Here is a 16,904-nt window from a genome sequence, read left to right on the forward strand (position 1 = left end):
CGCCACCTCCGCCGGAGCTTTCGCCGGCCATCGATAGGAACGAGAATATGGAAACCACCGCAGCCCAGGAAAAGGGAGTGCAGCCATGCTGGAGCTAATGCCGTCCCTTGCCGGCTGGCCGCCGGCGGCCGCCGGGCAACGCTGCGCCGTTGCCACGGTCGTGGGCACCAGCGGTTCTGTCCCGCGCCCGATGGGAACCTCGATGGTGGTCTCCGAAACCGGTGCCATCCTTGGCAGCCTCTCCGGCGGCTGCGTGGAGGGGGCCGTCGTCGAAGCCGCCCTGGAAGCAATGCGCGACGGCGGCGCCCGGCTTGAGCAGTTTGGCTACAGTGCCGCTGACGCCTTCGCCGCCGGGCTCACCTGCGGTGGTGAACTCGAGGTCCACATCGAACCCCTCGATGCGTTCCTCGGGACCTATAGCGAGTGGCTGCGCCAGGCTCCCGGGAGCCCGGTGGCACTCATCCGCAGGGTGGACCCGAACGGGAGCGGCGCCGTCGTGATCCCCGATCCCGCCACCTTCCGCGCGTCCGAGTCAGCCGCCCTGGCCGCCCTCCTTGGCATGCACGGGAGCGGGGGTGCCTCGCTGCACGGGAGCGGGGGTACCTCGCGCCGCAACACGAGTGACGGAGCGTCAGCAGCAGCCCTGGCGGCAGCCGGTGCCCAGCTCGAACCGCTGCTGCGGGGCGGGCGCACCGGGCTTGTCCGGCTCGCCCCCACCGGAGGCTGCTTCGCGGGCGGGTCCGGACGGACCGGGACACCAGCGCCGGAGGACGCAGGGATCGAGCAGCCCGAGCCTGTCGCGCTCCTCGTCGAAAGCCGTCTGCCGCCGCCGCGGATGATGCTGGTCGGCGCCAACGACTTCGGTGCCGCCCTGGTGCCGGCGGCGAAACTGCTCGGGTACCGGGTGACCCTTGTCGATGCGCGTCCCGCGTTTGCCGCCCAGTCGCGATTTGAGAGCGCGGACGACGTTGTCACAGACTGGCCGCACCGCTACCTGGCGGCCGAGGCAGCTGCCGGAAGGATCGACTCCCGCACGGCCGTTTGCGTCCTCACGCACGATCCCAAGTTCGACATTCCGCTGCTGCAGAAGGCGCTTGCCCTGGACGTGGCGTTCGTCGGAGCGATGGGCTCGAGGCGCAGCCACCGCCAGCGGGTGGACGAACTGCTGGCCGCGGGCGTTGCACCCGAACGGCTGGGCCGCCTCCATTCCCCGATCGGACTCGACCTCGGAGCCGTCACCCCGGCGGAGGTGGCCGTGTCCATCACGGCCGAGCTGATCGCAGCCAGCAGCGGTGTCAGCACCTGCGTGCCCCTGCGGGACGGCGCCGGCCCCATCCACCGCCCCTCCAGAGACTTCTCCGCAAACACCTCTACAGAAAACCGGGGGACGCCATGGACATGAACACCATAGAAGCCGTGGTCCGCACCACGGATCCGGCCGAGTGGCGCGCCGGCGACGCCTGGCTCGCCGGCGGCACCGTCCTCTTCTCATACGGCAGTTACGCCTTCGGCCCCGAGCCGCTCCGGCGGCTGCTGGACCTTGGCTCGGCGGACTGGCCAGCCATCGAGGTGACCGACGGAGGAATCGAACTGGCCGCAACCTGTACGGTCGCGGAACTTTACGCTCTTCCGGACTCGCCCCAACTAGCGGGCCGAGCCGATCAGTGGCCCGCGCTTGACCTCATCCGCCCCTGCTGCGATTCCTTCGTGGCCTCCTTCAAGGTGTGGAACATGTCCACGGTGGGCGGCAACCTCTGCACGTCCCTGCCGGCCGGGCCCATGATTTCGCTCTGCGCCGGACTTGACGGGAAGGCCACTATCCTCGGCATGGGCGGCATCAGCCGCGAGCTGCCCGTCGCCGATTTCATCACCGGGGACGGGCAGAACACCCTGGCGCCGGGTGAGCTGCTCCGCAGCATCCGGCTCCCGGCCGCGGCGCTGTCCGAGCGGGTGGCGTTCCGCCGCCTCTCGCTGAGCAACCTCGGACGTTCCGGGGTGTTGCTCATTGGAAGGCTCGACGCCGGACTGCAGCTGACGCTCACGGTCACCGCCGCAACGAAGCGGCCCGTGCAGCTCCGCTTCGGCCGTGTGCCGGACACTGCCGCACTCAGGCAGGGCCTGGACGAAGCCATTCCGGACACCCTCTACCACGACGACATCCACGGCCTGCCCGCCTGGCGCCGTGACATGACCTATCGGCTCGCGGAGGAGATCCGCGGGGAACTCGCGGCGCCGGATGGCGTCCTGCCCCTGCCGGACAACGCACTGCCGGTCAGCGGCGACTTCTGGCCGCCGGAACGCCACGCCGCCCGCAGCACCCCGACCACTCCGAAGAAAGACACCGGAGCATGACCATCGACATCAACGGCGTACCTGCCGCAGCAGAACCCCGCCCGGGCCAGTGCCTGCGCACCTTCCTGCGGGAACAGGGAAACCTGGGAGTGAAGAAGGGCTGCGACGGCGGCGACTGCGGAGCCTGCACGGTGCACGTGGACGGCACCCCCGTCCACAGCTGCATCTACCCGGCTGTGCGTGCCGAGGGACATCAGGTCACCACCATCGAGGGACTGGCAGGTGGTGCCGGGCCGCATCCCATGCAGCAGCAATTCCTGGACCGGCAGGGCTTCCAATGCGGCTTCTGCACGGCGGGCATGGTCATGACCGCTGCGACCTTCGACGAGGCCCAAAAGCAGACCCTGCCCCGGAACCTCAAAGGCAATCTCTGCCGCTGCACCGGCTACCGCGCCATCGGGGACGCCATCTGCGGGCACGAGGGGCACCCGGACCCGCACGGCCAAGGGTCCGGCATGGCAGGGGAAAGCCAGCCCCAACCCAGCCCCGGGCAGCTCGGCGACGACGTGCCGGCTCCCGCGGGCCGCGCAGTGGTCACCGGCAAGGCCCGCTATACCCTGGACGTGCCGGCGGAGGACCTTCCGGGTTTGCTGCATATGAAGTTGCTGAGGTCTCCGCACCCGCACGCCCGGGTGGTCTCCGTCGACAGGACCGGCGCACTGAATGTGCCTGGCGTCGTTGCCGTCTTCACATCCCAGGATGCGCCGGACCAGCTGTTTTCCACCGCCCAGCACGAGCTCTACACCGATGATCCCGACGACACCCGGCTGCTGGACGACGTGGTGAGGTTCCGCGGCCAGCGCGTCGCCGCCGTCGTGGCTGAATCGGTGGGGGCCGCAGAAGCAGGCGTCCGTGCACTCCAGGTGCAGTACCAGGAACTCCCGGCCGTGTTCACGCCCCAGCAGGCCCTTCTTCCCGGAGCGCCGGCGATCCACGGGGACAAGGACAGCGCCACCGCAAGGATCAGCCGGCCGAAGGACAACGTGGTGGCTGAACTGCACTCCGAACTCGGCAGCGTGCAGGACGGCTTCGCCGAGGCCGACTTCATCCACGAACAGATTTACCGGACGCAGCGCGTGCAGCACGTGGCGCTCGAGACGCACTCGTCCATAGCTTCTGTGGACGAGGCGGGCAGGCTGCAGATCCGCACCTCGAGCCAGGTCCCGTTCCTGGTCCGGCGCACCCTGTGCCGGCTGTTCGGGCTGCCCGAGAAGCAGGTCCACGTCGTGGCGGGCCGGGTAGGGGGCGGCTTCGGCGGCAAGCAGGAGGTGCTCACCGAGGACATCGCAGCGCTCGCAGCACTCACCCTGAAGCGGCCGGTGCAGCTCGAGTTCACCCGCACGGAACAGTTCACGGCCACCACGACCCGGCACCCGTTCACCATCAAACTCAAGGCCGGAGCCAGCAGGGACGGCCGGCTCACAGCCCTCGAGCTGGACGTGCTGACAAACGCCGGCGCCTACGGAAACCATTCCCCGGGCGTGATGTTCCATGGCTGCGGCGAATCGCTGGCCGTGTACAAGTGCGCCAACAAGAAGGTTGATGCCCAGGCGGTCTACACCAACACTGTTCCCTCCGGCGCCTTCCGCGGCTACGGGTTGAGCCAGATGATCTTCGCCATCGAATCCGGAATTGACGAGCTGGCGGCAGGCATCGGGATGGACCCCCTGGAATTCCGCCGCCGCAACATGGTCCGTGAGGGCGACGATATGCTCTCCACCCACTCCGAGCCTGAGGAGGACGTCCTCTACGGCAGCTACGGGCTGGATGAGTGCACGCGCCTGGTGCAGGACGCGCTGGAGAGGGGCCGCGAACGGTACCGCGCCGCCGGGCTGGAGGACGGTGGACTGATGGGACCGGATTGGGTTATCGGGGAAGGCACCGCCCTGTCAATGATCGACACCGTCCCGCCGCGGGGGCACTTCGCCCACTCGAAACTCCGGCTCCTGCCCGACGGTACCTACGCGGCCGACGTTGGAACTGCCGAATTCGGCAACGGCACCACCACGGTGCACGCCCAGCTTGCGGCCACGGCGCTGTCCACGGATGCCGGGCGGGTCGCGGTACGGCAGTCGGACACGGACCTGATCGAACACGATACCGGCGCTTTTGGCTCGTCCGGGACGGTGGTCGCCGGCAAGGCGACGCTCGCCGCCGCCGAGGAGCTCGCAGTGCGGATCCGTGCCTTTGCCGCGGGCGTCCGCCAGGTCCAGTCCTCGGGCTGCGTGCTCGACGGCGACGCCGTGGTCTGCGAGGGAAGCCGCGTGCCGCTGACGGAACTGGCGCACCAGGCTGCGGAAGCCGGCGTCGAACTCGTTGCTGAGGGCCGCTGGGGCGGCACGCCCAGGTCCATTGCGTTCAACGTGCACGGTTTCCGGGTGGCCGTCAACACCGGCACTGGAGAGCTGCGGATCCTGCAGAGCGTGCAGGCGGCGGACGCAGGCGTGGTGGTCAACCCGCGGCAGTGCCGCGGCCAGATCGAGGGCGGGATAGCGCAGGCGCTGGGCGCCGCCCTGTACGAGGAGGTCAGGGTGGACGACGGCGGCCGGGTCACCACAGACATCCTGCGCCAGTACCACATCCCGTCGTTCGCGGACGTGCCGCGCAGTGAGGTGTACTTCGCCGAAACGAACGACTCGCTGGGCCCGCTGGGGGCCAAGTCGATGAGCGAAAGCCCGTTCAATCCGGTGGCACCGGCCCTGGCGAATGCCATCCGGAATGCCACGGGCGTGCGGTTTGCCGAGCTTCCCATCGCGCGGGACAAAATCTACCTGGGCCTGAAGGAGGCCGGCCTCGTCCCCGCAATGAATCAGTCAGAACGCGCGTCAACTGAGCCCGTGCAGGCCCGGCAACATATAGTCGGAGGATGGAACAGCGCACTTTAGGCAAGACCGGACGGGATGTTTCCGTCGTCGGACTCGGAACATGGCAGCTCGGCGCGGACTGGGGAAACGTCGATCCCGCACAGGCCCGGGCGGTCCTGGCTGCGTCCGCAGAGGCTGGTGTGACGTTCTTCGACACCGCTGACGTTTACGGGGACGGGCGCAGCGAGCAGGCCATCGGCGCATTCCTGGCCGACAACCCCGATCTGGATATCACCGTGGCCACGAAGATGGGCCGCAGGACGGACCAGAAGCCGGAGAACTACAGCCTCGCCAACTTCCGGCAGTGGGTAGACCGCTCCCGCCGGAACCTCCGCACCGATTCCCTGGACCTCGTCCAGCTGCACTGCCCGCCCACCGCGGTCTACAGCAACGCCGAAGTCTATGACGCTCTGGACACCCTCGTCTCCGAGGGAGCGATTCGGAACTACGGCGTCAGCGTCGAACGCACCGACGAGGCCCTGGAAGCCATCCGCCATGAGGGCACCGCGTCCGTGCAGATCATCCTCAACGCCTTCCGGCTCAAGCCGCTGGATGCGGTGCTCCCGGCGGCCAAGGCCGCCGGCGTGGGAATCATCGCCCGGGTGCCGTTGGCCTCGGGGCTGCTGTCCGGCAAATACAGCAAGGAGACGTCGTTCCCGGAGAGCGACCACCGGAACTACAACCGCACCGGCGGCTCCTTCGACGTCGGCGAAACCTTCTCCGGCGTGGATTATGAACTCGGACTGAAGGCCGTGGCTGAATTCGAGCAGCTGGTGCCGGAAGGAGCCACCACTGCCCAGGCCGCCATCGCCTGGATCATCGCCCAGGAGGGCGTCACTTCGGTGATTCCGGGTGCCCGGAACGTGGAGCAGGCCCGGGCCAACGCCGCGGCTGCCGGGGTCCAGCTTGGCGCGGAGTTCGACGAGGGTGTGCGCTGGATCTACGACCACTACTTCCGCGAGGCCATCCACCCCCGCTGGTGACCTATGCCGTCGTCGTCCTTCCATGCCTTTGTTGACCGGCTCGCCGCCGTGGAAACCCCGCCCGGGTGCAATAACTTTTTTGACCACTCGGTTCCCGCGAATGAGCTGCGCCGGAACAACCTGACGGCTTATTTCGGGGAAATGCTGCAAAGGGCACCGACGCTGCTGCTGGTGGGGGAGGCTCCGGGTTTCCGGGGCATGAGGATCACGGGCGTTCCCTTTACCAACCGCACCATGTTCCAGGGGCCCGCCAACCATTTCGGGCTGTTCGGGGCCGGGAAGGGATATGTGCTGCCGCCGGAGGCCGCGGGCGTCGCTGCGGAGCCGACGGCGACCGTTATGTGGGAGGTCCTGGCCGAGCTCAATGTTCTGCCCGTGCTGTGGAGCGCTTGCCCGTGGCACACCCACGTGCCGGGACAGCCGCTGTCCAACCGCACGCCAACATCCGCGGAGGCAGCTTTGGGAATCCCGTTCTGGCAGGACCTGATCCGGCTGTTTCCCATCGAAGCCGTGGTGGCAGTGGGCAACATCGCCCACCAGAGCCTTCGCCGCAGCGGTGTCGACGTACCGAAAATCAGGCATCCCGCCCATGGCGGACGGGCCCGCTTCAAAGAGGGGCTGCAGGAACTGCTCGCCGCGGGCATGCTGCAGCAGCTGCGGTGGCGGTGCAACTAGTCCAGCAGGTGCAGCTGGTCCGGGGTGTCGAGGTCTTCCCCGCCTGACTGGCCCGAGCCCGGTGCAGGGCTGCAGTCCACCAGGTCGATCAGCTCGGGGTGGGCGTGCAGGAAAAGCCGGGCACCGGCGTCGCCTGTTGCGGAGGCCGCGGCTTCGGCGCGCAGCGTCACATCCAGCAGCAGGGGATGCCCGCGCAGCAGTTCGCCTCGCCCTGCAGCATCGGAGCCGTTCCGGTAGGCGGCGGCCGTGACCCGGCCGTGCCTGTGCGCCTTCAGCAGGCGTCCGACGGTTTCCGGTGTGAGCCCCGGCTGGTCTACGAGGGCCACGAGCACATGGTCCTGAGGGCGCGCGGTGCTGAGCCCCAACGTGAACGAGCTGCCCATGCCGGTCTGCCAGGCAGGGTTCTCCACCAGGATGTGCCGCTGCAGCCCGGGTATTTTCCGCACCGACTCCGCCCCGGCCCCGAGGACCACCACGACTTCCCGGCAGCCGCCGTCGAGCAGGACGTCTGCCAGCACTTCAACGAGGGTGCGGCCCCGGAACGGCAGAAGCGCCTTCGGTCCGCGCCCCAGCCTCGTGCCGGCACCCGCGGCGAGGAGGACAGCGGTGGTATCGGCAGTGGCGCCGCCCAGGGGGCCGAACGGAGCCGGAAGGCGCGTCATGTTCTCCACCTTAGGACCGCCTTCCGTTTCGGCAGCAAAGACTACTGGCTGGTAGGGGTGGTTACTCCAGTTAGTGGTCGCTAACCTCGTAAATGTCGTGTTGGCAATTGGGGGCTACAGGCGGCTGCAAGGGCGCAGCCGGCAGAAGGAGCGCAGATGGCAGGCACATTCGAAATAGTAAGCGCGGGACAGGGATCGTTCCGCTTCCGGCTCAAGGCGGACGACGGCACTCTGGTAGCCGTCTCACCGAGTTTCCCGAGCATCAAAGCGGTCGTGGCGGGCATCACCGCCGTCCGTGAAAGCGCCGCTACCGGTTTTGTGGTGGACCGGAGATCCCTCACGGCAAGCTGAAAACAGCCGCCCGCTCATCATCTGAACGACGACGGCGGCCCTCACCAAAGGTGGGGGCCGCCGTCGTGTGCGTTATCCGGGCCTGTTAGGCGTCCCCGCCTGCTCCGCCGGTGGTGCCCGCATTGACATCAAGGAGTTTGTAGCGGTCCAGGGCGTACGACGGCGCGCCCGCCTCGACCTCGCCGTTTGCGGCGAGCAGTTGCAGGGTTTTCGTGACGATGGAGTGGGTGTCGTTTTTGAAGAACCGGCGGGCTGCTGCGCGGGTGTCGGAGAAGCCGAAGCCGTCGGCGCCGAGGGAGGCGAAGTGGTTCGGGATGAACTGGCGGATCTGGTCCGGGACGGCTTTCATGTAGTCCGAGACGGCGATGACCGGTCCGGTGGCTCCGGCGAGCTGTTGCGCCACGAAGGGCACGCGGGCTTGTTCGCCGGGGTTCAGGAACGCTTCTTCCTCGGCGGCCAGGCCGTCGCGGCGCAGTTCGTTCCAGGACGTCACGGACCAGACGTCGGCCGAGACGCCCCAGTCCTGGGCGAGGATCCGTTGGGCTTCCAGGGCCCAGGGGACGGAGACGCCGGAGGCCAGGATCTGGCTCTTGGGTCCTTCGGCGGTTGAGGCGGAGAGCTTGTAGATGCCTTTCAGGACGCCGTTGACGTCGAGGTTTTCGGGTTCGGCGGGCTGGGTGATGGGTTCGTTGTAGACGGTGATGTAGTACATCAGGTTCCGGTCCGCGTCTTTCCCGTCGGGGCCGGGGGCGGCGGAGGGTCCGTACATGCGTTCGATGCCGTCGCGGACGATGTGGCCCATTTCGTAGCCGTAGGCGGGGTCGTAGGTGACCACGGCGGGGTTGGTGGAGGCCAGGATGGGGGAGTGCCCGTCGGCGTGCTGCAGGCCTTCGCCGGTGAGGGTGGTCCGTCCTGCGGTGGCGCCGATGATGAAGCCGCGGGTCATTTGGTCCGCTGCTGCCCAGAAGGCGTCCCCGGTGCGCTGGAAGCCGAACATGGAGTAGAAGACGTAGACCGGGATCAGCGGCACCCCGTGGGTGGCGTAGGCGGTGCCGGCGGCGGTGAACGCCGCGACGGCGCCGGCTTCGTTGATGCCGGGGTGGATCAGCTGGCCCTGGGCGGATTCCTTGTAGGCCAGGACCAGGTCCCGGTCCACCGAGAGGTAGTTCTGGCCCTTGGGGTTGTAGATCTTCGCGGTGGGGAAGAACGCGTCCATCCCGAAGGTGCGGGCCTCGTCCGGGATGATCGGGGCGATGTGCTTGCCGAAGTCCTTATCCCGCATCAGGTCCTTCAGCAGCCGCACGAACGCCATGGTCGTGGCGGCCTGCTGCTTGCCCGAGCCGCGCTTGGCGACCTCGAAGGACTTCGGATCGGGCAGTGTGATGTCCGCGTGCTTGGCACGGCGCTCCGGGACGGCTCCGCCGAGCGCGGCGCGGCGTTCGAGCAGGTACCGGATTTCGGGGGCGTCGGTGCCGGGGTGGAAGTACGGCGGCCGGTACGGGTCCTGCTCGAGCTGGTCGTCGGTGACCGGGATCCGCAGATGGTCGCGGAACTTTTTCAGGTCATCGAGGGTGAGTTTCTTCATCTGGTGGGTCGCGTTGCGGCCCTCGAAGTGCGGGCCCAGGCCGTAGCCCTTGACCGTTTTGGCCAGGATCACGGTGGGCTTGCCCTTGAACTCCGTCGCTGCCTTGTACGCGGCGTAGACCTTGCGGTAGTCGTGGCCGCCGCGCTTGAGGTTCCAGATCTGGTCATCGGAGAGGTCCGCGACCATGTCCTTGGTCTGCGGGGTCTTGCCGAAGAAGTGCTCGCGGACGAACCCGCCGGACTCGGCCTTGTAGGTCTGGTAATCCCCGTCGGGGGTTTCGTTCATGATCTTCACCAGCGACCCGTCGGAGTCCCTGGCGAGCAGCTCATCCCATTCCCGGCCCCAGACGACCTTGATCACGTTCCAGCCCGCGCCGCGGAAGAACGCCTCCAGTTCCTGCATGATCTTGCCGTTGCCGCGCACCGGCCCGTCCAGGCGCTGAAGGTTGCAGTTGATCACGAAGTTCAGGTTGTCCAGGTTCTCGTTCGCGGCGAGCTGGAGCAGGCCGCGGGACTCGGGCTCGTCCATTTCCCCGTCACCCAAAAACGCCCAGACCTGCTGGTCAGACGTGTCTTTCAGGCCCCGGTTGTGCAGGTACCGGTTGGACTGGGCCTGGTAGATCGCGTTCATCGGACCGATGCCCATCGAGACCGTCGGGAACTCCCAGAACTCCGGCATCAACCTTGGGTGCGGGTACGAGGACAGGGCATGCCCGGCCCGGGACTTCTCCTGCCGGAACCCGTCCAGGTCCTGCTCGGTCAGCCGGCCCTCCATAAACGCCCTGGCATACATCCCCGGGGACGCGTGGCCCTGGAAGAAGACCTGGTCCCCGCCGCCGGGGGCGTCCTTACCGCGGAAGAAATGGTTAAACCCGACCTCGTACAGCGTCGCCGCGCCCGCGTACGTGGAAATGTGCCCGCCAACACCAATATCCGGCCGCTGCGCCCGGTGCACCATCACCGCCGCGTTCCACCGCATATACGCCCGGTACCGGCGCTCGAACTCCTCGTTACCCGGGAACTCCGCCTCCTGGTCCGCCGGGATCGTGTTCACATAATCCGTCGTGGTCACCATCGGAACCCCGACGCTCTGCGCCCCGGCACGCTGCAGGAGACTGCGCATGATGTATTGGGCACGCTCCGTGCCCTGTTCCCTGATCAACGAATCCAGCGACTCAACCCACTCGGCAGTCTCTTCCGGATCACGATCAGGCAGCTGGTTAGTCAACCCGCTAAGGATATGGGAGGTATCTTCTCCTGCAGCCACGGCAGCCTCGTTTCATCTTTGAATGGTGGGGCTTTTGTTTTCGTATTGTGAGAAAACATTATTGCTCTATGAGATTAGGCAGTGCTCCGCCGAACGGTCAAGGCGGCCGCTCGGCCAGAGCTCCACACTCTCGCAATTTTCCTTTTGTGACTGCGGCGGCATTGGAGCGCCCTTGACCGAACGTGACGAGGGTCATAAAGTTATTTCACTCTTCAAAACCAAAGTTCCACATTGCGGAACCCGGATTGGCGGAAGCCTGACTTCCGCGCCACCTCCCCATCACCCCTAGAACTGGAGATCCAGATGCAGACGACCCCATCAGTCGGCGTCGAGACGGCTCCCGCCCCGACAGCGTTGTCGGGCCAGCCGGTCCACCCTGCCACGGGCATTGATGCCCTCTGCGAAACAGCAAGCGCCGCGTCCGGGCTCACCATCAGCCCCAGCCTGTACAACATAGACCTTGCCCCGACGAAGCGGGAAGGCCGCCGCTGGACCGGCTACAGCATCTTCACGCTGTGGGCCAACGACGTCCACAGCCTTGGAAACTACGCCTTTGCCATCGGACTTTTTGCCCTCGGGCTCGGCGGCTGGCAGATTCTGCTGGCCCTCGGAGTAGGCGCGGTCCTGCTCTTCGCCCTGCTGAGCTTCTCAGGCTTCATGGGCGTTAAGACCGGTGTGCCGTTCCCGGTGATGAGCCGGATCAGCTTCGGGATCAGGGGCGCGCAGATTGCCAGCCTTCTCCGCGGGGCAGTGGCCGTGGCCTGGTTCGGCATCCAGACGTACCTCGCCTCCGTGGTGCTTCGCGTCATGCTTGTGGCCATGGTTCCTTCCCTGCAGGCTCTGGACTCCAACTCTATCCTCGGGCTGTCCACCCTGGGCTGGGCCGCTTTCGTGCTCCTCTGGGTTGTCCAGCTGGTCATCGTCAGCTTCGGCATGGAGATGATCCGCAAGTACGAGGCCTTCGCCGGCCCCGTCATCCTCGTGACCATGGCCGCCATCGCGGTATGGATCTTCGCCGAAGCCGGCGGCTCCATCGCATGGGCGCCGGACAACGCGCTTGAGGGTGCAGACATGTGGCGCACCATCTTCGCCGGCGGTGCACTCTGGGTCTCCATTTACGGAACCTTCGTCCTGAACTTCTGCGACTTCACCCGCTCGGCTGTTTCCAAGAAGGCAGTGGTGCGCGGCAACTTCTGGGGCATCCCCATCAACATGCTCCTCTTCGGCGCCATCGTCGTCGTCATGGCGGGCGGACAGTTCAAGATCAACGGGACAGTCATCGAGAGCCCGTCAGATATTGTCCAGACGATCCCGAACACCCTCTTCCTTGTCCTGGCCTGCCTCGCCCTGCTCATCCTGACCATCGCCGTCAACCTGATGGCCAACTTCGTGGCTCCCGTCTACGCCCTGACCAACCTCTTCCCGAAGCACCTGAACTTCCGCAAGGCGGCTTGGGTCAGCGGCACCATCGGACTCATCATCCTGCCGTGGAACATGTACAACAATCCGCTCGTTATCGTGTACTTCCTGGGTGGCCTCGGGGCGTTGCTCGGCCCATTGTTCGGCGTTGTCATGGCCGACTACTGGCTGCTGCGCCGCGGCCGGATCAACGTGCCCGAGCTCTACACGGATGAACCCTCCGGAGCCTACTACTACAGGAAGGGCTTCAATCCGCGGGCGATCGCCGCTATGGTGCCGGCTGCCGCCGTCGCGCTCCTGATCGCCTTCGTGCCGGCGCTCGCTGCAGCGGCTCCCTTCGCCTGGTTCTTCGCAGCCGGCATCGCAGCGGTGGTCTACTTCGTTATTGGAGACCGCTCACAACGCCTCGAGGACGTCGACGGTGAAGCCATTGCTGTGGCGAGCACCCACTAAGAGCAGCCCAGCAATCTGACTCGCGGTTGTTGTCGTTCTGAACCTTGAAAACGACAACAACTGCGCGTCAGTTGGGCAACCGGACCTTTCCCTGTACAGCAGAAAGAAAGACACCATGCGCATCCTTGTCGCCAACGTCAACACCACCCAGTCCATGACAGATTCCATCGCCGCCCAGGCCAGGAGCATCGCAGCCCCCGGAACCGAAATCATCGGCGTCACCCCGCGCTTCGGTGCGGACTCCTGTGAGGGCAATTTCGACAGCTATCTGGCGGCAATCGCCGTCATGGACCGCGTGGTGAATTACCCGGAGCCCTTCGACGCCGTCATCCAGGCGGGGTACGGGGAGCATGGCCGGGAAGGACTCCAGGAACTGCTGGATGTACCGGTGGTTGACATCACCGAGGCCGCGGCAAGCACGGCCATGTTCCTCGGACACAAGTACTCCGTGGTCACCACGCTGGACCGTGCCGTCCCGCTGATCGAGGACCGGCTGAAGTTGGCCGGCCTCGAGGCCAGGTGCGCATCGGTGCGGGCCAGCGGCATGGCGGTGCTGGAACTGGAGGAGGAGCCGGAGCGGGCCGTGGAAGCCATCATCGAGCAGGCGCTCCTGGCGGTCCGCGACGATAAGGCCGAGGTCATCGTGCTGGGTTGCGGCGGCATGGCCGGCCTGGACGAGGAGATCCGCCGCCGCGCCGGGGTTCCCGTGGTCGACGGCGTCGCTTCGGCCGTGACCATCGCCGAATCGCTCGTCAGGATGCGGCTCTCCACCTCGAAGGTCCGCACGTATGCACCGCCGCGGCCCAAGACCGTCATAGGCTGGCCCATGACGGGCGCGGACGTGCCCGCAGCCCAGTAAGCGCGCCGCCCCGCGGGCGGGAACAACAACGCGCAAGCAACAAACAGGAGTAACGCATGGCCGCAACGCGCCCCGCTGATGAACAGCCCGATGGACAACAGTCCGGACGCATCGCCGTCGTCACCGGGGTCGGCTCCGGCATCGGCAGGGCGGTGGCACGGCAAATGCTGGCGGAAGGGTACCGGGTGGCTCTCGCCGGGCGGCGGGAGGCGCAGCTGTTGGAAACGGCTGACGGCCACCCGGGCGCGTTGGCTGTGCCCTGCGACGTGACCCGGCCTGACGACGTCGAGCGCCTCTTCGCCAGGGTCCTCGAACAGTGGGGGAGAGTCGACGTCCTGTTCAACAACGCGGGTGTGTTCGGTCCGGCGGCCTCTGTGGACGAGATCAGTCTCGGCGACTGGGAGGCTACCGTGGCTGTGAACCTGACAGGCTCGATGCTCTGCGCCGGGGCTGCCGTCCGGGCCATGAAAGCTCAGCAGCCTCAGGGCGGGCGCATCATCAACAACGGGTCCATCTCGGCGCACTCGCCGCGGCCCCGGACCGTGGCCTATGCCGTCACCAAGCACGCCATGACCGGGCTGACCAAGAGCATCGAGCTCGACGGCCGCGCCTTCGGCATCACGTGCGGCCAGATCGACATCGGCAACACCGCCACAGAAATCATGGACACCATCGGGGTGGGCTCCGGGGCACTCCAGGCCGACGGCACACGCAAGGTCGAGCCCATGTTTCCGGTGGAGGATGCCGCCCGGGCGGTGCTCATGATGGCAGGAATGCCATCATCTGCCAGCGTGGGCTCGGTCGTCATCACGGCTGCCGGCATGCCTTTCATCGGCCGCGGCTGACCCTGCCTCTTGGAGCTTTTGTACGAACAAAGAGCGTGAACAGGTCTGAACCGGGATTATTTGTGCAGAAACTCCGTGACGGGGTGCCTTCTGTGGATAACATCCATTGCCTCCGTGGGCGCAGTTCCGGGCCCGATTGTGTCGGACCCGTGACCACGATCCTTGAACCCTGTTCCATGAGGCAAGAAAAACGGACCGCACTACCAGGGGCCTGGCCGGTTTCTGCACCTTTCCAGGCAAAGTGGCGGGCCGCTTCCGCGGCGGATGGGGATTGCCGGTCACCGGCTCAACATCCGCGAAGGCGACGTCGTTGAGCTGGAGAATTTGAGACTGACTTCGGTAGCCCGCCCATGGGTCGATGTCGGCTCGGTCTTGCCGCTCGTCGATCTTTGGCGTTGCAGGTGACGCGATTGTCAGCCATCCGAGAGCCGCGCGCGTCTGATGATGGACCACCGCTGGCCTCCCTGAATTCACGCCCAACTGCCGTGTGGATGACGTTCTGAACAGGCCTGTTCGGACGGATCCGGGGTGTCGCGGGTTCCGGACCTGAATCGAGTATGACGGCTGCATCATCTGACGCCGGAACAGCAGGCACTCGATGCCTGCCAAGACCAGCGCGTCAGGGACGCCGGCTGGCGGCAGGTCAGGATCAACAGGATCGACATGAGTCGTGGTCCCGCCGGGCTGGTTCCAAGGGTCAAACGGGCCCTGCGCCAGCAAGGCTGGCAGCGCTGAGAGGTTTGTGCAGCTGATGGGCGCCAGTTGGCCCTGACGGCACGCTAGTTGTGCCAAAGCTCTCACCGTCACCATCGCCACCTTGCTCAAGATTCCGCTTTGTGGAAATCCTTTTTTCTCTTGCGGAATAATGTGCGCGAGGTTACTTTTGAATTAGACCCCGACTTCCGGGGCTGTCCCCGATTGAATAGGTACAGATCAATGAAGATCCCAGATTCCTCGGCGCTGAAGGCGAGTTCGGCGCCGTCGAAGAAGAAGCCCCTGTACAGGTCGCTCTTCTTCCAAATTCTGATCGCCGTCGTGGCAGGTGTTCTCATAGGGCATTTCTGGCCGGATCTCGGCTCCCAGTTGAGGCCGCTCGGAGATGGCTTCATCAAACTGATCAAGATGATCATCGCGCCGCTGATTTTCCTGGTGATCGTGACGGGAATATCAGCCGTCGGCGACGTCAAAGCGGTCGGAAGGGTAGGAGTCAAGGCGCTGGTCTATTTCACGGCAGCCACGCTGTTCGCCCTGGTCTTCGGGCTGGTGGTCGGAAACCTCGTGCAGCCCGGTGCGGGATTGAACATCGATCCGGCAACCTTGTCACAGGCGGACCTGGATGCCAAGACCGGATCCGCTCCGCCTAAGGACGCTGCGTCATTCATTCTGGATGTCATCCCGGCCAGCATCATCGGAGCGTTTGCCAGCAACAGTCTCTTGCAGGTCCTCTTCTTCTCGGTCTTTTTCGGAGCCGCGATCGTAGTCATCGGCCGCGAGCGTTGCATGCCCGTCGTCAGCCTCATGGAAACCGTCCTCGAGCTCATCTTCAAGATCATGTCCTGGATCATGAAGGTGGCCCCTGTCGGTGCTTTCGGTGCCATGGCGTTCATCATCGGCCAGTACGGTCTGGACACGCTCGGTACCTATGCGATGCTGATCGCCGCCTGCTACGGTGCGGCAGTGGTCTTCATTGGACTGCTGTTCCTCGTCGCCTGGGGGTTCGCCCGGGTCCCGCTGTGGCAGTTCATGAAGTACACCCGCGAGGAGTTCCTTCTGGCCCTGGGCACGGCATCCACGGAGGCCGTCATGCCACGCATCATGACCAAGCTGACCAATGCCGGCTGCTCCCGCGCCACCACCGGACTGGTGGTTCCCACGGGCTATTCCTTCAACCTCGACGGCGCTGCGATCTACCTCTCGATCTCCCTGCTCTTCCTGGCTCAGGCATTCGGCCACAATCTTGACCTGGGCCAGCAGCTGGCTGCCCTCGGCGTCCTGCTGCTGACCTCCAAGGGCATGGCCGGTGTTCCAGGGTCCTCCTTCCTGGCACTCTCCGCCACGGCTGCAGCGCTGGGGATCTTCCCGGTGGCAGGTGTCGCCCTTCTGCTGGGCGCGGACCGGCTGATGGACTCCATGCGCGTGGTGGTCAACCTCCTCGGCAACTGCGTAGCTACCTTCGTCGTTTCCAAATGGGAGGGCCAGTTCGACCGCGGCGTCATGGTCCGGGCTTTCCAAGGCGAGATCACCAACCACGACTCGGCCATCATGCTCGGAGTCGAGGACGACTTCGAGGACCAGGAGCTTGAGCGGATCAGTGAAGGCGGCCAGCCCTCTCCGAAGTTCAGGGGCGGTCCCAACCCGGACGAGATTCCTGAATTCCAGATGACCAGGGCTGCTACGTCCACAGGAAGCTCTGCCGCCATCCACCACGAATAACTGCTGACACCATGAACGGCAAGCAGGATCCCGCCCGACACAGGGCGGGATCCTGCTTGGCTTGAGGCGGCAGGGAAAAATGCATTAGCGCTGAGAGTTTTTATGTACAGATCTTGCGCACGAATCCATGAAGAAGCCGCGTTATCTGTACAAAGAC

The 16,904-nt window shown here is 65.8% G+C and carries 12 protein-coding genes; 10 read left to right on the forward strand and 2 right to left on the reverse strand.

What is annotated here, in order from left to right; genetic code table 11:
• Positions 1-85: 85 nt before the first annotated feature.
• From M1E01_RS03485 to M1E01_RS03505, 5 genes are read left to right on the forward strand one after another with little or no spacing between them, the layout of a single operon-like run.
• The gene (locus M1E01_RS03485; protein ID WP_457973722.1) at positions 86-1,402 is read left to right on the forward strand and encodes an XdhC family protein; all 1,317 of its coding nucleotides are present in this window, start codon (positions 86-88) and stop codon (positions 1,400-1,402) included.
• Positions 1,393-2,352 carry an FAD binding domain-containing protein gene (locus tag M1E01_RS03490; RefSeq protein ID WP_457973723.1) on the forward strand — a complete coding sequence of 320 codons (960 nt, stop codon included), beginning with the start codon at positions 1,393-1,395 and terminating at the stop codon, positions 2,350-2,352. The genes M1E01_RS03485 and M1E01_RS03490 overlap by 10 nt, the downstream gene beginning before the upstream one ends.
• The gene (locus tag M1E01_RS03495) at positions 2,349-5,237 is read left to right on the forward strand and encodes a molybdopterin-dependent oxidoreductase (RefSeq protein WP_457973724.1); all 2,889 of its coding nucleotides are present in this window, start codon (positions 2,349-2,351) and stop codon (positions 5,235-5,237) included. The genes M1E01_RS03490 and M1E01_RS03495 overlap by 4 nt, the downstream gene beginning before the upstream one ends.
• The gene (locus tag M1E01_RS03500; protein ID WP_457973725.1) at positions 5,219-6,199 is read left to right on the forward strand and encodes an aldo/keto reductase; all 981 of its coding nucleotides are present in this window, start codon (positions 5,219-5,221) and stop codon (positions 6,197-6,199) included. Before M1E01_RS03495 ends, M1E01_RS03500 begins: the two co-directional genes overlap by 19 nt.
• A gap of 3 nt (positions 6,200-6,202) precedes the next feature.
• Complete coding sequence (locus M1E01_RS03505; RefSeq protein WP_457973726.1) at positions 6,203-6,874, forward strand: uracil-DNA glycosylase; 672 nt, start codon at positions 6,203-6,205, stop codon at positions 6,872-6,874.
• Here M1E01_RS03505 and nboR read toward each other — a convergent pair.
• Positions 6,871-7,536: a nicotine blue oxidoreductase gene (gene nboR / locus M1E01_RS03510; RefSeq protein WP_457973728.1), complete on the reverse strand. Its 666-nt coding sequence runs from the start codon at positions 7,534-7,536 to the stop codon at positions 6,871-6,873. The two genes, M1E01_RS03505 and nboR, sit on opposite strands and share 4 nt — an antisense overlap.
• Positions 7,537-7,692: 156 nt before the next feature.
• Here nboR and M1E01_RS03515 point away from each other — a divergent pair, with 156 nt between their 5' ends.
• On the forward strand, positions 7,693-7,887 hold the full coding sequence (locus M1E01_RS03515) for a YegP family protein (RefSeq protein WP_457973729.1): 195 nt from the start codon (positions 7,693-7,695) through the stop codon (positions 7,885-7,887).
• An 85-nt stretch (positions 7,888-7,972) separates the two neighbouring features.
• Here M1E01_RS03515 and aceE read toward each other — a convergent pair whose 3' ends face one another.
• Entirely contained in the window at positions 7,973-10,738 is a 2,766-nt protein-coding gene (gene aceE, locus M1E01_RS03520; RefSeq protein ID WP_457973730.1) for a pyruvate dehydrogenase (acetyl-transferring), homodimeric type, read from the reverse strand.
• A 303-nt stretch (positions 10,739-11,041) separates the two neighbouring features.
• On the opposite strand from aceE, the gene M1E01_RS03525 reads away from it, so the two are divergent.
• The 4 genes from M1E01_RS03525 (at position 11,042) to M1E01_RS03540 (ending at position 16,747) form a co-directional block, all read left to right on the forward strand.
• The gene (locus M1E01_RS03525; protein WP_457973731.1) at positions 11,042-12,610 is read left to right on the forward strand and encodes an NCS1 family nucleobase:cation symporter-1; all 1,569 of its coding nucleotides are present in this window, start codon (positions 11,042-11,044) and stop codon (positions 12,608-12,610) included.
• 115 nt (positions 12,611-12,725) lie between these two features.
• Complete coding sequence (locus M1E01_RS03530) at positions 12,726-13,469, forward strand: aspartate/glutamate racemase family protein (RefSeq protein WP_457973732.1); 744 nt, start codon at positions 12,726-12,728, stop codon at positions 13,467-13,469.
• Positions 13,470-13,525: 56 nt separating this feature from the next.
• Positions 13,526-14,314, forward strand: coding sequence for an SDR family oxidoreductase (locus M1E01_RS03535; protein WP_457973733.1), 789 nt, complete (start codon positions 13,526-13,528; stop codon positions 14,312-14,314).
• 936 nt (positions 14,315-15,250) lie between these two features.
• On the forward strand, positions 15,251-16,747 hold the full coding sequence (locus M1E01_RS03540; RefSeq protein WP_457973734.1) for a cation:dicarboxylate symporter family transporter: 1,497 nt from the start codon (positions 15,251-15,253) through the stop codon (positions 16,745-16,747).
• The last annotated feature ends 157 nt before the right edge of the window (positions 16,748-16,904 follow it).

The sequence above is a fragment of the Arthrobacter sp. D1-17 genome (genome assembly GCF_054130535.1).

Excerpts from the sequence above, each read along its gene's own strand:
- M1E01_RS03535 (WP_457973733.1), top strand. The coding sequence starts at position 13,526 with ATGGCCGCAACGCGCCCCGCTGATGAACAGCCCGATGGACAACAGTCC.
- M1E01_RS03530 (WP_457973732.1), top strand. The coding sequence starts at position 12,726 with ATGCGCATCCTTGTCGCCAACGTCAACACCACCCAGTCCATGACAGAT.
- M1E01_RS03490 (WP_457973723.1), top strand. The coding sequence starts at position 1,393 with ATGGACATGAACACCATAGAAGCCGTGGTCCGCACCACGGATCCGGCC.
- nboR (WP_457973728.1), bottom strand. The coding sequence starts at position 7,536 with ATGACGCGCCTTCCGGCTCCGTTCGGCCCCCTGGGCGGCGCCACTGCC.
- M1E01_RS03485 (WP_457973722.1), top strand. The coding sequence starts at position 86 with ATGCTGGAGCTAATGCCGTCCCTTGCCGGCTGGCCGCCGGCGGCCGCC.
- M1E01_RS03540 (WP_457973734.1), top strand. The coding sequence starts at position 15,251 with ATGAAGATCCCAGATTCCTCGGCGCTGAAGGCGAGTTCGGCGCCGTCG.
- M1E01_RS03495 (WP_457973724.1), top strand. The coding sequence starts at position 2,349 with ATGACCATCGACATCAACGGCGTACCTGCCGCAGCAGAACCCCGCCCG.
- M1E01_RS03500 (WP_457973725.1), top strand. The coding sequence starts at position 5,219 with ATGGAACAGCGCACTTTAGGCAAGACCGGACGGGATGTTTCCGTCGTC.
- M1E01_RS03505 (WP_457973726.1), top strand. The coding sequence starts at position 6,203 with ATGCCGTCGTCGTCCTTCCATGCCTTTGTTGACCGGCTCGCCGCCGTG.
- M1E01_RS03515 (WP_457973729.1), top strand. The coding sequence starts at position 7,693 with ATGGCAGGCACATTCGAAATAGTAAGCGCGGGACAGGGATCGTTCCGC.
- M1E01_RS03525 (WP_457973731.1), top strand. The coding sequence starts at position 11,042 with ATGCAGACGACCCCATCAGTCGGCGTCGAGACGGCTCCCGCCCCGACA.